General features: G+C 44.7%; 14 protein-coding genes. 1 reads left to right on the top strand and 13 read right to left on the bottom strand.

All coding sequences use genetic code 11. The features are described from left to right. Positions 1–116: 116 nt before the first annotated feature. On the bottom strand, positions 117–659 hold the full coding sequence (locus OAG1_RS08895; RefSeq protein ID WP_338625842.1) for a hypothetical protein: 543 nt from the start codon (positions 657–659) through the stop codon (positions 117–119). Positions 660–952: 293 nt separating this feature from the next. Next, complete coding sequence (locus tag OAG1_RS08890) at positions 953–2,134, bottom strand: site-specific integrase (RefSeq protein ID WP_338625840.1); 1,182 nt, start codon at positions 2,132–2,134, stop codon at positions 953–955. Between the two features lie 486 nt (positions 2,135–2,620). Here OAG1_RS08890 and OAG1_RS08885 point away from each other — a divergent pair, with 486 nt between their 5' ends. After that, positions 2,621–3,067, top strand: coding sequence for a copper resistance protein CopD (locus tag OAG1_RS08885; protein ID WP_338625838.1), 447 nt, complete (start codon positions 2,621–2,623; stop codon positions 3,065–3,067). Here the strand turns inward: OAG1_RS08885 and OAG1_RS08880 are convergent. The 11 genes from OAG1_RS08880 to OAG1_RS08830 all read right to left on the bottom strand — a co-directional run bounded on the left by OAG1_RS08880 (position 3,064) and on the right by OAG1_RS08830 (position 14,594). Then, positions 3,064–4,257 carry a hypothetical protein gene (locus OAG1_RS08880; protein ID WP_338625836.1) on the bottom strand — a complete coding sequence of 398 codons (1,194 nt, stop codon included), beginning with the start codon at positions 4,255–4,257 and terminating at the stop codon, positions 3,064–3,066. The genes OAG1_RS08885 and OAG1_RS08880 overlap by 4 nt on opposite strands. Continuing rightward, on the bottom strand, positions 4,250–4,894 hold the full coding sequence (locus tag OAG1_RS08875) for an energy transducer TonB (RefSeq protein WP_338625834.1): 645 nt from the start codon (positions 4,892–4,894) through the stop codon (positions 4,250–4,252). Before OAG1_RS08875 ends, OAG1_RS08880 begins: the two co-directional genes overlap by 8 nt. Then, positions 4,894–5,298 carry a biopolymer transporter ExbD gene (locus OAG1_RS08870; protein ID WP_220721177.1) on the bottom strand — a complete coding sequence of 135 codons (405 nt, stop codon included), beginning with the start codon at positions 5,296–5,298 and terminating at the stop codon, positions 4,894–4,896. Before OAG1_RS08870 ends, OAG1_RS08875 begins: the two co-directional genes overlap by 1 nt. Beyond that, positions 5,295–5,834, bottom strand: a complete 540-nt coding sequence (locus OAG1_RS08865) for a MotA/TolQ/ExbB proton channel family protein (protein WP_338625830.1) — start codon at positions 5,832–5,834, stop codon at positions 5,295–5,297. Before OAG1_RS08865 ends, OAG1_RS08870 begins: the two co-directional genes overlap by 4 nt. Further along, entirely contained in the window at positions 5,824–7,158 is a 1,335-nt protein-coding gene (locus tag OAG1_RS08860) for a MotA/TolQ/ExbB proton channel family protein (RefSeq protein WP_338625828.1), read from the bottom strand. The genes OAG1_RS08865 and OAG1_RS08860 overlap by 11 nt, the downstream gene beginning before the upstream one ends. Then, a complete protein-coding gene (locus tag OAG1_RS08855; protein WP_338625826.1) occupies positions 7,155–7,934 on the bottom strand; it encodes a DUF3450 domain-containing protein in 780 nt (259 codons plus the stop codon). Before OAG1_RS08855 ends, OAG1_RS08860 begins: the two co-directional genes overlap by 4 nt. A gap of 99 nt (positions 7,935–8,033) precedes the next feature. Next, positions 8,034–10,004, bottom strand: a complete 1,971-nt coding sequence (fhuB, locus tag OAG1_RS08850) for a Fe(3+)-hydroxamate ABC transporter permease FhuB (protein ID WP_338625824.1) — start codon at positions 10,002–10,004, stop codon at positions 8,034–8,036. Then, positions 10,001–10,912, bottom strand: a complete 912-nt coding sequence (locus tag OAG1_RS08845) for an iron-siderophore ABC transporter substrate-binding protein (protein WP_338625822.1) — start codon at positions 10,910–10,912, stop codon at positions 10,001–10,003. Before OAG1_RS08845 ends, fhuB begins: the two co-directional genes overlap by 4 nt. Then, positions 10,903–11,673, bottom strand: coding sequence for an ABC transporter ATP-binding protein (locus OAG1_RS08840; protein ID WP_338625820.1), 771 nt, complete (start codon positions 11,671–11,673; stop codon positions 10,903–10,905). Before OAG1_RS08840 ends, OAG1_RS08845 begins: the two co-directional genes overlap by 10 nt. Positions 11,674–11,690: 17 nt before the next feature. Further along, positions 11,691–12,407: a siderophore ferric iron reductase gene (locus OAG1_RS08835; protein WP_338625818.1), complete on the bottom strand. Its 717-nt coding sequence runs from the start codon at positions 12,405–12,407 to the stop codon at positions 11,691–11,693. 45 nt (positions 12,408–12,452) lie between these two features. Further along, positions 12,453–14,594, bottom strand: a complete 2,142-nt coding sequence (locus OAG1_RS08830) for a TonB-dependent siderophore receptor (RefSeq protein ID WP_338625816.1) — start codon at positions 14,592–14,594, stop codon at positions 12,453–12,455. Position 14,595: the final 1 nt, after the last annotated feature.

The raw sequence follows: 14,595 nt of genomic DNA, 5'->3' as shown, positions 1-14,595 counted from the left end.
TGCAGTTCTAGCCTAAAATCATATAAATGCTTTGTTAGCATAGTAAATGGCAAATCAATCTTATATAACTAACCTCTGTTGCCAAGTTTATCTAGAACTACACAATGTATAACCTGTTATTGCAAGGTAACTACCCATACTAAGTGTTTATCCTTCAGTGAAGCTGTACCATTGTTAATCATTGCTCTAAGTAGTGCAAAGCGACGATTACCTTCTAGCAAGTGCAAGGGTTCAAGCATAGGTCCTTCGCGTTCAGGATATCGATACTCTATGATGGGATGGTTATGATTGGAGGCATTTTGAGCAACTAAAAGCGGAACAGGGGTTGTACCATGCTCAAGCATATAATCACAAAATGCTGGTGCATTATGGCGACCTGTTTTTAACCACCATTCCCCTTTATCTAATAGCCGCTTTTCATCGTAAGGATAAAGCTTGATGCTTTTAATATCAGCATTAGGCATTTCTACCAACTGAAAAACCCATTTTGACAAGTTTGGAATGAGATTAAGCGCGTCAACTACATCGCCATCTCCTTTGCCATGTTCGTAAACCCATTGCCTTAAGACATCTTCTGGGAAATTACTTAACTCTTCAGGCATCGCATTGCAGAAATCACCAAAGCACACTTCATGTCCAACCTTTGGAAACTGAGTCATTTTACTTCCTTTTTACGGTGCGCTATTGGCATCACAGACTAAATTTTGCACGTATCTACTCTCATGATTATCAGTTCCGTGCAGCCCATCAATGTAAGCATACTAGTATGAGTTACTGTGCGCTGAGCGTTGCTTCACGGATTAGATTAGGTATGGGAAAAGACAGGCTATCAATGTTTGTAAAGTTGCTGCCCTAACTGATTTTGGGGCATAAATGTGTCAGAACGCCCTAGCCCACTTCTGGACACTTTCGACTAGTAGTGTTTTGAAAACCTAGAAAGTGTTTAAGACTCTCAGGCCTTACCACTTGCATGACAAACCTCCTGTATATGGTTAGACCACTGCTCAAGCGCATCCCTCTGCATTTCAAACAATTCACTGTCTTGTTTCCCTTGAACATACACCCTCAACATTTCAGGCAAGCTATGGTTAACCAGTAATTCAACGATGTGAGGCATCACCCCTATCCCATTCATCCCAGAAATAGCTGTACGCCTTAAATCATGCGGAGTCCAATGTTCAATTCCAAAATGACTTTGCTTCCTCGCAATCGCTCTAGTGATTACTTTTTCACTCATTGGCCCGTCACCTTTCGGTGACGGCATAACATATTGACTATTGTTTGAATATTCTTTTAGTTCTTCGAATAGTGAAATCACCTGCTTGGATAACGGTATTTTATGAGGTTTGCCGTTCTTAGTTTCTGGAATAAACCAAGAGCCACTTTCAAGATCTAAGTGTTGCCACTTTGATAAGGTAATCTCGCTTCTTCGCTGACCTGTTAGAAGTAGAATTTTAGTCGCCAATACCACCTGAACAGATAACCCTAGCTCTGGCAACTTCTTCCATACAAGCGCAATTTCTTCTCTGTTTAGATAACGTTCTCTGGGCTTCGGTGTATAGCATTCAGACTTTCTCAGACTAGCAGTCGGATCATTTTTCAAGTAGCCTCTACGCACGCCCCAAGCGCAGATTTGACGTAATAACCCAAGAATTTTTCGTGCATGAGCCTTACTACCTCGAGCCATTATCTGGTCTATACATTGGTTTATATGACGAACCTTAAGAATAGATAGCTTAATGTGACCGATAGAAGGATTTATATCAGCTTTAATTTCTCTTTCAGGGATGGCCAATCGCTTTCTATGATGAGCCGCGTATTTTGCCATCCATTCTCGGCACAAGTCTTTAACTGTAATGACCACTTCTTGCTGGCGCTCAAGCTTTGGGTCGATACCTTCTGCGACTAAATGCCTCGTTTCTGCATGTGCGTCCTCAGCTTTTCTAAGCGACATTTGCGGGTAGTGTCCATAATCTACACGGTACTGCTTGCCCTCAAAACTATATTTTCCCTGCCAAGTTAAAACCCCTTTAGCAGACTCGCGTAATGATAAACCTAGCTCATGGTTATGCATCACTTGCTTACCCGCAGGATTTATTAATACCTTGTCTAACTCTCTCTTACCTATTGCCATGACTAACCCAATGACTAAACCAATGACTAAACCATACGATTCTTCATGAGTCGAAATGAATCATCAAGATTCAATATAAACCGACAACACATTACTAACCAACAACTTAGTGATTCTAACTGAATACTTATGATTACTATAGAAGTCATTGAGAATAATCATGGGGTGTCGGGGGTCGGAGGTTCAAATCCTCTCGTTCCGACCAAATAGCAGCCCGTAGCTCAATGAGCTACGGGCTTTTTGTTACCTGCAAAACATCTGCTTTTGCTTGAGCCAATAAACGCTTTCCAAGTTCAAGCTAGCCTAAGCAAAGCCCTTTAGTTACCACCTTTCAAAGCCAACCTACCCTCAAAAACCGTACAACCTGATGTCCTCCAAAACTCAGTAACAAAAACAATTAACATTCGTATTTGAATGATAATTATCAAGGTTACAAGCTAGCCATTCGCTTATAGTGCAAACAACTACCCAAGGTAAGGAAACCTAATGACATACAGCCTTTTGCTACTCGCCCACCTCATCGCAGCAACTATTTGGACCGGCGGACATATCGTGCTTTGCTTGGTGATATTACCCAAAGTATTAAGAGCTAAATCACCAGAAATGCTGCTAGATTTTGAGCAAGCTTTTGAGAAGGTAGGAATGCCAGCGTTAATTATTCAAGTGATTACAGGGCTTTTACTGGCTTATCATTGGCTCCCCGATGTGAGCCTTTGGTTTAGCATGAGTAACCCTATAAGCCACGGCATTGCCGGTAAACTACTATTATTGGCTTTAACCTTTGGTTTAGCCTTAGATGCCAAATTGCGCGTTTTACCTAAACTATCGAGCAATAACTTGTGGGATATGGCTTTGCATATCATCGCTGTTACTTTGCTCAGTGTTGGCTTTGTTGCCCTTGGCCTTTCTTTCCGGTTAGCTTGGTTTGCTTAAGCTTTTGTATCGGCAACTAAGGCTTCTAAATAGTTTAACCAGCGCTCGCTTTGCGAGCTTTGTTCAAGGTTATGCGCACGTTGAGCAGCAGCATAAGCCAGTGAGTAATCTTTTGTCTCTAAGTAAATCTCAGCCAATAATAGCTGCGATTTAGCTTGTTGTTCTTGCGGATCAGCCAATTTTAAAGCCTCAATAGCTTGAGTATATTGACTGCTCAATAACAACACCTGAGCATACTGCAGATTGTACTCAGGCTTATGCTCAGCAAGCAGTTGCCAATACTTCGCTGACTTTTGCCATTCTCTTGCTTGCTGCCAAAGTTGTGCTTGGCGAAGCAGCAATGCCACATCAGAATCCGCATCAGCCAATTGGGCATAACTCAAAGCTGCTTTTTCTGGCACTCTCAGGTACGCATATAACTGGGCTTTATGGCGTAACAAGCTCTCCCCCAAGGCTAATCCCGAACGCTCTGCAGAAACCAAGGTAGCTAAGGCTTTTTGATGTTGCTGGGTTTGGCTGTACAAAGCACTTAGTTGTTGCCACCAACGCAGCGTTTCTGGCTCTAACACCAGTAAAGCTTGATTGGTGATGATCGCCGCTTTTAACTGCTTTAGCTGCACTTGAGCGATAAAACGCATACTTAGATTGTTTTTATCTAACACTTGCAGCTGTTCTAGCGCGGCTAAATGATCTAACACCGCTTGCCAGTTTTGTTGTTGATAATTAGCGTAAGCTAAATTAGCGCGTAAATTAAGCGTTTGTGAGGGACTAATATTAAGCTCTAACTCCGGCTGCTGAACTTGAGTCAACAATATCTCAAAATGGCTTAATGCCTCATCAATCAGTTGCTCACTAAGTAGTATTTCGGCCAGCATGTTTCGCGTTTCCCAAGCCTGTTGTGGGGGAAACGCTTGCAATTTCACAGCCTCTGCCAGTTTTGCTTTAGATAACGCTACCTGCTCGTCTTGCCAATAATAAATTCCCAACATTCGAGCTATGTAAGCTTGGTCATATTTAGCGCTGGGCTTGAGTTGTTCTAACTGAGAAATGGCTTTAGCGAGTTCGCCATCTTGTTGTAACTGAAATACTCGTTGCACCCGTTCTGCTGTATTCCGACTTAATTCTTGAGCAAATAGCGGCCCAGAACTTAGCCCGCAAAACATTAAAGTAGCCAATAAGATCCTAATCATCTGCAGCTGGGACCTCAAAATCAATAATAACAGTATGATCTGTAATTTTTGTGGCTTTACCATTTACCATTTGTGGTTGGTACTTCCATCGCGACAACGCTTTGTATGCTTCGCGTTCAAACACGCCTTTGGGTTTGGCATCTAAGACCTTAATATCTGTTACACGCCCAGCCTCATTGATAGTGATACTGAACTTCACATAGCCTTCAATATTGCGTCGTTTAGCCCGCTCTGGATATTTAGGCTCTATCCGATGCAGTGGCAAAATGTCTTGCTGTTGAACGTTGGCAACCATAGGTAAATTGGGTGCCGATAAGCTTAGCGCACTAACATTACTTTCAAAGTTAATACTTGGCATCGCCAAAGTATTAAGTTGTTGATCGTTGCTAGACGCTTGCTCAGGTGCACTGGTAGCGCTTGAACTTGGCGCTTCCGGCATCGGTTCTGGCGGCTCAGGTAAGCGGCGCTGTCTACGCTGGGCGATGCTTTCAGGCTGTTGCAGCTGAATAAACAAATTCGGCTTCGTTGAATTATCTTCCGGCAAACTACGTTGAAAATGCACCATAGAGTTCATCGCTACAAACAGACTAATAGCTAACAACACCGCTAAGGGGCTGATTAACAACAAACGCAGCATTATGGCGCCTCGGTGGCCAAAGCGATGTCTTGAATACCGGCAGCTTTAGCGCCATCCATCACTTTTACTACTGTGCCATTATAGGCATGTTTATCGGCCTGAATAACCAGCTTAGCGCTAGGTTGTTCTAACAGTAAATGCTCCAAATTAGCTTGAACTCGCTCTACGTCAATCATGCGTTGATCGATAAAGATCCGGTTTTGCGCATCCACTGCCACAAAAATTCCAGCGTTAGCTTGAGCAACCGCATTACTCGCCTGCGGCCTTTGCACTTCCATGCCCGACTCTCTAACAAATGAGCTAGTCACAATGAAGAAAATCAACATAATGAATACAATATCCAGCATCGACGTAAGGTCGACTTGCGCTTCTTCGTGCTGTTGCCTGCGATGACCTAACCTCATCGACGACTCCTTAAAAGCTTTTCTAAATGTAGCTGTTTACGCTGGCTTAACCGCGATAAACGTGAATAGATAAACATACTGGTAAGGGCTGCGACCATGCCAGCCATGGTAGGTAGTGTTGCTCTAGCAATGCCTGCTGCCATTAATCGCGGATCGGCATTTCCTTGGCTAGCCATGGTATCAAATACCACGATCATCCCAGTTACCGTGCCCAGTAAACCTAACATAGGGCAAAGTGCCACCAACAATTTCAAAAGATTAAAATTTCTTTTCAAAGCGTTTTCTGCTTCGCTCAACCAAGCGTTGCGCTGCCACAAAGCCAGCCAAGAATGCTGCTCTTCACGGGCTTCCCAGCGAGACTTCCAGACGTTTTGCAAGCGCGGAAAATCCCACACTATAAACAGCAAACGCTCTAAACTAAGTAACCAAAAACCAGCTACCACGGCAACTAAAGCCCAAAGTACCGGCCCGCCCCGCAGCATAAACTCGTTAATATTGGCCCAGTCAGGTAGCTGGTTGATTAGCTCAAGCAGCATTGTTACTTACAGCCTTTAAGCTATGGTTTGCCTCTGCCCGCTGTGCAACCAATCCCAAGCTTTGCTTCTCGAGTATGTTACGAATAGCCTCGGCTTGTGCATGCAATACATTGTGCGAGAACAACAAAGGCATAGCAGAAATAAGCCCAAGAACAGTCGTCACCAAGGCCATCGAGATGCCACTTGCCATTACTTTAGGATCAGCATTGCCAAACTGAGTAATCACCTGGAACGTTTCAATCATTCCAGTTACTGTACCCAATAACCCCAACATTGGTGCTAGCGCTGCAAGCAGTTTAATCATGCTTAAGCCACGCTCTAGTTGCTGCTGTTCATCTACAATTTGCTCAAGTAAACGCAACTCTATTGCTTCTACAGCTTGGTCTTGGTCGGCTTTATAAGCCTGTAATATTCGGCCTAAAGGATTATCTTTTGGATTAGCAGGTTGCTTTAGCTGAGCCTGAATTTGACTGCGAATGATGAGTAAACGAATACCTCGATATAAAGCAATCAGCATTCCTAATGCAAACAATAGTGCGATAACTTTACCTACTACCCCACCATGGGCAAAACGCTGAGCTAAAGTAGGTTGCTCGGCCAATTGTTGCAACAAACCTCCATGGCTTGGATCCAAGCTCACAAACTTGCCCGGTGCTTGCTGTAACTCTGTAACCGTAGGCGCAAGTTCAGGCTGCACAATAAAAGACTTAGCTTGCTTACCATCCCAGCGAGCATATCCTTGCTCGTTAACCAAACCAAAGCCGCCTAAACGCCAAAACTTCTGCTGCTGTAACTGCCCTTGGTTATCAAAATAAGGCAACTGCAGGTGTTCGATACGGCCACTAGCTTGAATGGTGCTATCAAATGCTTGCCACAAACCTTCTAGTTCAACCATGGAAGGCAGCGCGCGCGCCTGCTCTATTTGATCTAAGGTGGATAACACCTCTGGCTGATTCGCCACCAATGCGCTAGTTTGTAACTCTAGTTTGAGCTCTTTAGCGGCTTGCCTCACTACACCAAATAGCTCGCCTAAACTACCCGAAGCTAAATGTAGCTCGGTTTCTAATTCTGCTAAGGTTTTTTCATTGTCAGTGAAACTATCACTTAAACTATCTGTATCCTTTTGTAAGGCATCACGCTCGGCCAATAAAGCTTGCTGGCGCGCTTTAAGCTGCGCTAAATCTTGCTCAAAACCTTGCTCTCTTGCTTGGTTATGCTGTAACTCTTGCTGCTGAGCTTGTTGCGTGGTGCTTAGTAAGGTTTGTTCTGCCAAAGCAGCGTTGTTACTTAAAGCCAGCAGTGTTATCAATACAAAGGGTTTCATTGATTAGCCTCCGTATTTAGCGCCAGTGGCAGCACTAATAAACTCGGTGCCGCGACTTTATTCGCTACATCAAAGGCTAAGCCTACATTGCTATGTTGCTTACTTTCGATAACTTGCCATTGCTGGCTATTTTGATGCCATGCCCAATACTGTTGATGATCTAAACTACGCGCCACCAAACTCACTCTGCCTAGATTTAACAGCTCTACTTGGCGTGGGCCATCAAGATCAATTTGCGCTTCGTAGCTGCCTAATTTCAAGCCGTAATCCAATTCAATTTGATAGGCTTCTAATATCCGACGATACTTTTCTGAGTCGCTAACATCCGCTTGGCTCATTAGCGTATTTAACTTTGCTAGGCGCTGCTGGCGAGCCTCACTGCGGATCGGCAAATCTTGCTCATGTAATTGGGCTAGCCCCTCGAGCATTTGATACATAAGTGGCACTACTCCCAAGCGAGTTGAGCCAATTTCATTGAGTTGTTCTTGTAAACTATGCTGCTCACTTTGCTGGCTTTCAACTAAACGACTAAGGTGATTTTTGTATACCTTTAGTTGGCTCACTTCTCGCTCAAGCGCTTGAATCTCTGACGCTAAGGCCAAAGCCTGATCACTTGATTGGTCGATACGTTGTTGACTGTGTTTTGCTTGGTCAACAATCTCGCCTTCAATCTTGCGTGCTTGATCTAACTGCTCGGCTTGCGAGCCAAAGGAAATGCTTGTCATCAAACTGGCTGTTAATAACAACCATTTGACTCGAAGTAGATAACTAAACATGAATACTTCCAATCGTTTAATAGAACCAGCACTGATTAAGCGCTGGCAGCAATAGTAATACGCGCCGAGTGTAGCGTAATTAATTCTCATTTTCATTGATTAAGCTCTGGCCTGTCGCTGACCACGCACCAATAAGGCGATAAAATAAATACCACCAATAATTGATACCAAGGTTCCAGCAGCCACTTGGCTAGGATAAAAAATCCATTGGCTTATCAAATCTGCAAAAGACAACAATAAAGCCCCTACCAAGGCAGACACAATAATCTGTTGTTTAGCTAAACGCGCCCCTAGCATTACCGCAACATGTGGCGCTAGCAAACCCACAAATGCTACCGGCCCCATGGTAGCAGTTACCATGGCACACAGTAAGGCTACTCCCAGTAACATCAACACATAAGCTTTGGGCACAGCTAGGCCTCTTGCTTGTGCAAACGATCGACCAGCCGAAATCAAACTTAGCCAAGGATGTAACACATACAAACCTAAAATTACCACAAAACTTACTGCAGCTAAGCGTAATGCGGCTTCTGGGCTAACCCGATAGGTAGAACCTGCCAACCAAGCCAAAATCTCGTATATCTCTTGCTGGCCGCTGGCTAACGCAAAGTGCACTAAGCCTTCAATCAATGCCGCTAACGCAATACCACACAGAACCAGTTTGGCCGGAGAAAACTGCCGATAAGTACTAAACAAAAACAATAGGGCTAATACAATGGTACTGCCTAATATAGCCACCCAGGGAGATGCGCTAAAAATACTGGCACCAGTGATAACGGTTAAACCTACCAAGCTCATAGTAGCCCCAGCAGAAACCCCTAATATGTCCGGGCTAGCTAGAGGGTTAAAAATTAAACGTTGTAATACACACCCCGCCACAGCTAGCGCTGCACCAGCCGATACTGCAGTTAACCAGCGAGGCCAGCGTAATAACCAGTTGAATGCATCTGGGATCGCTAAGCTCCAACTTCCTGCATTATGCTGTCCCAGTAAAGACAGCAAAGCAATTAAAGCAATAATAAAAGCAGCTAAGCCATAATAACGATTACGCCAACGCAATCTTGATTGAGGTAAGCTTAAAGAAAGCTGATCTTGCGCGCGCAACTGCCGCTGGCATAACACTATAAGTATTGGCGCACCAACCAGTGCAGCTGCAATACCACTATGCACAACATCACCAATTTGCTCACTTAAGGCATTGGCTAATAAATCGGTGAATACTAATAGCAATGCACCAATAATGCAGCTCAACCATAGTTCATTGCTGGTTGTTCTTGCGCCTACGCGCCGCGCGATATTAGGGCTAATTAACCCAACAAAACTAATCACTCCTACTGCAGTAATACTGGCCGCCACTAACCACACGCCCACTACCGATAACAGCAAAAACATTGGCACTACATTTAAACCACGTGCCGCTGCGCCTTGCTGGCCAAGTTTAAGTAAACTCAGTACCCGCGGGGCTAATAGAAAAATCAAAATGGCGGGCAACAAACGAGGGGCTAACCAAAGCGGCCAAAACCAATCATTTTGCTCTAAATCGCCAGCGCCCCAAATAAATAAATTGCTAGCAAATTGCTCATTCAGCAAAATGATTGCGGTGGCCACCGCTCCTAAAACAATGTTTACCGCCATACCGGCCAGCACGACTGGCAAGCCACTAAGGTTGCGTATACCTACAATGGCGATGACCAAAAACATGGCGAACATTGCACCAATCATCGCGGCCGCCGCACTTAAATCGGCTATATCAAGCGGCACCCATAAGTTAAGCATCACCAAGGCTAGCCAAGCCCCTGAAGAGGTTCCCATAGTTAACGGAGACAACAAAGGGTTTTGAGTGAGCTGCTGCATTAAGCTTCCCACTAAGCCTAAACTTGCCCCAACCATTAAGGCCATGGTCATACGTGGCAACAGTGAGTATAGGTAAGCAAAATCTATAAATTGTTCAGGCTCAACACCGCCAATCAATTGCCATTGCCGCTGAAAAGCTAAATCGCTACCAAACACTAGGCTTAATACCAAACCAAGCAGCAGCGCGCCAAGCGAGATGGAGTAAGCTTTAATCATTGAGGTGATAGTTCCAGTAAGCTTTTAGTTAAAGCTCGTGCGTTATACAACACCGACATAGCGCCGCCATAACTCCAAGTTGCAGCAACACTGCTTACTCGTTGATTTTTAACAAAAGGCATTGCTTGCCACAGCCTAGAATTATCTAAGGCTTGATGATGAGCAAAAGGTTCAAAATACAACACCATGCCCTGCTCTACTTGGGCAAGTTCGGTAATGCGTTTTTTGGCCACGCCCCATTGGCTGCCTCGCTCTGGCATGGCAGAACGAATACCTAAACGATTGAGAGCATGCACCGGAATAGAGTTTTCATCATATAGATAAACAGAGCTGGTGCTGGCAAAACGAATAGCAGCAACTTCTGGCAGCTCTCCACCATAAGCCTCAAGCAGCTGCTGGGAGAGTGTATCTAATTCTTGTTGGGTATCAGCCAAGCGTTGCTGGGCAAACTCTGTTTTATTCAATAACTGAGCAATTCGAAGGTAGTTCTCTACCACCGCGTCAGCGTTTTTGTGTTTAGCGCTGTAGTTTTGATAGAACAGCACTGGTGCAATGGCCGATAAACGCGCCATAAGGTCTTTTTGTGGAGAAGCAATAAGAATAACGTCGGGCTTTAGTTCAGCCAGTAACGACAAATTTGGCTCAGTACGTGTACCAATATCCACCACACCTTGCGGTACCTTGGGTTGTACTACCCATTCTTGATAGCCACCAATGTCAGACATGGCAATAGGTGTAACGCCCAACTCCAGCACTTGCTCGGCAACATCCCAGTTAAGCGCGGCAACTCTTTGCGGATGCGCGCTCAGTTTATGGGTTCCGAGGCTATCTTCAACCATGATGTCTGCCTTAGCAGCAGCCGAAAATATGCAAAAAATTAAACTAATACGAGTGAGTGCTACAAACATACTGTTGCCACCTTGGTGTGATCTTGAGGGTGCTCAAGCAACTTAATATTGCTGGCAAATAAATCGGATAGCGTCGCTTCATTCTCCAACAAACTTTTAGGGCCAGAAAACACCACTTTGCCGTGTTTTAAGGCAATAACATTGGTGGCGTAGCGCAAAGCCAAATTAAGTTCGTGAATAATTACCACCATGCCCTTTTGAGTTTGTTTGTTGAGCGATTGAAGCAGCTCCATAAGCTGATATTGATGGCTAATGTCTAAGGCTGAAGTCGGCTCATCAAGTACCAATAAGGGCGACTGCTGCGCCAATAACATCGCAATAAATGCGCGCTGGCGCTCGCCGCCACTTAGCTCATCGACAAAACTGTTCCGATATTCAACTAAATCGGTTTGTTCAATGGCCTGCTCAATTGCCTGATAATCTTGAGGCTGCCAGCGGCCAAAACTTCCACGCCACGGGAAACGCCCCAGCTTGCAAAGCTCATGTACTGTCATACCTGCAACTTGCGGTAGTTGCTGAGGAAGATAAGCCACCAATTGCGCTAACTCGCGCGCTTTATAGCTGGCTAAGGTTTTGTTGTTAAGGCTTATCTCACCGCTATCTGGCGAAAACTGCTGGGTTAACAGATTGACCAAGGTAGATTTACCAGAGCCATTATGTCCAAGCACTACGGTAAAGGCGGTGGGATCTATGCTTAGTTCATCAATAGACAATATGCTTCTATTATCACGCTCAACGTTTATCTTGCTTAATTGATACATCTTTATTGTTCTGCCTTTTATTTCGGCTCGCATGGGCAGCCAACACAATAACTCCCCTGCTGTTTTTTATAATCCATACAACAACTCACCCTCGCAACTTGCAGGCTACCTTGTGGGTCTTCAAATAATGTTGCTCGGGGTTCAAGAGGCAGTTCTAAATCTTGCAACCAATGTTGAAATTCATGCTCGACAAGTTCGGGCTTAATCACTTGCTGGCCAGCTTTTGCTCCACGCAACATCATATCCAATACCCCATCGGCGATATTTCGATAAGCGGTACTAGGGCTGATCCGAGCTACTTGGCTAAAATCTTTTAGCAGCTGATCCAGCAAAACTCGAAGAGATTGTGCAATTGATTTACGTAGTAAAGCAGCAGACTCAAATTGCTGCCAAAGCGCTAACTCGTTAGCTTCAAAACGATAACCAAATACATTGCCTAAATGATAACGCTGACTCAAACGAGATAAATCGGGGCTGGCTTGCACTTGGTAACAAGCAATCAAGGCAAGGCTGATAGGTTGCCAAGCCAACATGCTCCAACTGCGACTTTGCCAGTAGATTTTGCCCGCTTCTGGATGCTGTAACTGCCAAAACTGATACAGTTCACCCATGCTATCTACAGAGCCTTCGCGCACCCATTGTTCGGCCGAATCTACAGGACTCAGAAACTCAAAAGCTGCAACAGCAAATTGTTGCAGCATTTGGTTATAGTGTTTATCGCTATTTACCGTCATTACTACTCGGAGCTAGCAATAATTTGCTAGCTCCGTAACCCTTATTTAGAAGCCCATTTTTAGTCGAGCAACCACACGGCGCTCGTCATTTGCCCAACAATTTAAGGTGTCGTAACAACTGTAAGACTCTTTATCAAACAAGTTGGTTACTGCTAACGATACCGCAGAGCTCTCTAACCCGCTGCCTAAGCGGCCAAGGCCATAGTTAACTGAAACGTCTGCCACTGTGTAGCCGTCTACGGTGCTACTATTGGCTGCATCAATTTGAGTTTCGCCAATGTAGCGCACACCACCACCTAAGGTTAAGCCATCTAAGCTGCCACCAAAGAAGTGATAGTTTGCCCATAAGTTGGCTAGTTGATCAGGAACCCATACCGGCGTTTTACCTTCTAAGCCTGAGTTATCTTTAGTGATCTCAACATTTTGATAGGTATAACTTGCGGTAAGATCCAGATTAGAAGTTGCCCACCAGCGACCTTCCGCTTCAAAACCTTTCGATACCGATTCACCAACCTGAATCTGGTGATGCGGAGCACCATCTGGATCTTGAGTTAAGGCACCTTCTTTAGTGATATGGAATGCTGCTAAGTTAAGCATTTGGCTCATATCTGCCGAGCTATACTTAATACCACCTTCCCATTGGCTGCCAGTTGAAGGCTCAAAAGCATTACCGTCTTTGTCTGTTCCCGGCGTTGGCTCAAAGCTGTCGGCGTAGTTAATGTATGGCGAAATACCATTATCAAACTCGTACAAGCCACCTAAACGGTAAGAGGTGTTGTTTTGATCCACACTGTCGGTGTAGTCACCAGCTAGGTGGTAAACACTGTCACTTTTGTATTGATCAAAGCGGGCACCAGCCATAACAATTAGGCGGTCGATACGCATTTGGTCTTGAATATACACACCAGTTTGAGTGGTTTTGTAACTGTTAACTTGGTTATAACCATCTGGATTACCTTTGATGTAATCGTAAACCTCATTAGGGTTTAGTTGGTTATTGTCTGGTGCATAAATATCAATGGATGTTGTTGCTCCATCGTAGTAAGTCACCTCAGACTTTAGCTGCTGCCAATCAAAACCAATCAGTAAGCTATGCTCCACCATACCCGTGGTGAAGTTACCATTTAATTGCGTATCGGTAGTCCAGCCCTTCGACGTTTCATCAGTTAAATAAGCTCTGCGATATACGGTACGGCCATCGGTAGGCTCTAAACCTACATTGTAGGTGTTGTGCTGTAAGGCTTTTGCATCTAGGTAACGAGTAGCGTGCAACAGGGTCCAATTACTGTTGAACTCATGGTTAATTTTAAAGCCATACAAGCCAAACTCGCGTTCAAACTTGTTCCAGTTTTCGTCACCGGTGAATAAGTTTTTCGACAGCTTACCGTTCGGATTGTCTAACACCGTGCCATAAGCTGGCATGGTGGTGTAAATACCCGCATGAGGATCGTTCTGATAATAAGCATTTAGGTTAACCAGCGTTTTATCACTCACATGCCAATCAATCGACGGAGCGATAAGGTAACGCTCTTGCTGAGAAGTATCGGCCATTCCATCTTGTTTAGTCGCTTTACCCAAGAAACGGTAAGCAACATTGCTGTCACCTATTTGACCGCGCGAATCAACTGTCGCTTCTAGTAGGTTATGACTACCTGATGCTACGCTTACATCGGTAGCACGCTCCATAGTTGGGCGCTTGGCAATAAGGTTAACCATACCACCTGGCGGCATTGCGCCGTAAAGTACCGAGGTTGGTCCTTTAAAGACTTCTACCTGCTCTACCGCAAAGGCGTCAATTTGTGGTTGTAGATTCCAAGCATTGTATTGCAGCTGTAAACCATCGTAGTAGTTTTGATAGTTAGTAAAGCCACGAATATTAAATAAATCTAGGCGATTAACTGCCCCACCGCGCAATTGAGTGTGCACGCCAGGGGTGTAGCGTAGTGCCTCTGAAACCGAGTTTACTCCGCGTAAATCTAAGGTTTCGCGATCAATGGTTGAAATTGACTGCGGTGTTTCTTCTGGCAACAGTGCTGTTTTAGTTGCCGTATTACGGTAAGTTTTTCCTAGTACCGTTAGCTTTTCGTCGGCTTGTTTTTCGCTAATGGCGGCTTCTTCAGCCAAAGCTGGTGCACTCATTACAGAGGCCACCAGCATCGCAATGGTAGTGATTTTAGTATTAAACATG

The sequence above is a fragment of the Agarivorans sp. OAG1 genome (assembly GCF_037076485.1).
GTDB lineage: Bacteria > Pseudomonadota > Gammaproteobacteria > Enterobacterales > Celerinatantimonadaceae > Agarivorans > Agarivorans albus.
Note: the sequence above shows the minus strand (reverse complement) of the source record. Positions and strands in the feature narration are given on the sequence as shown.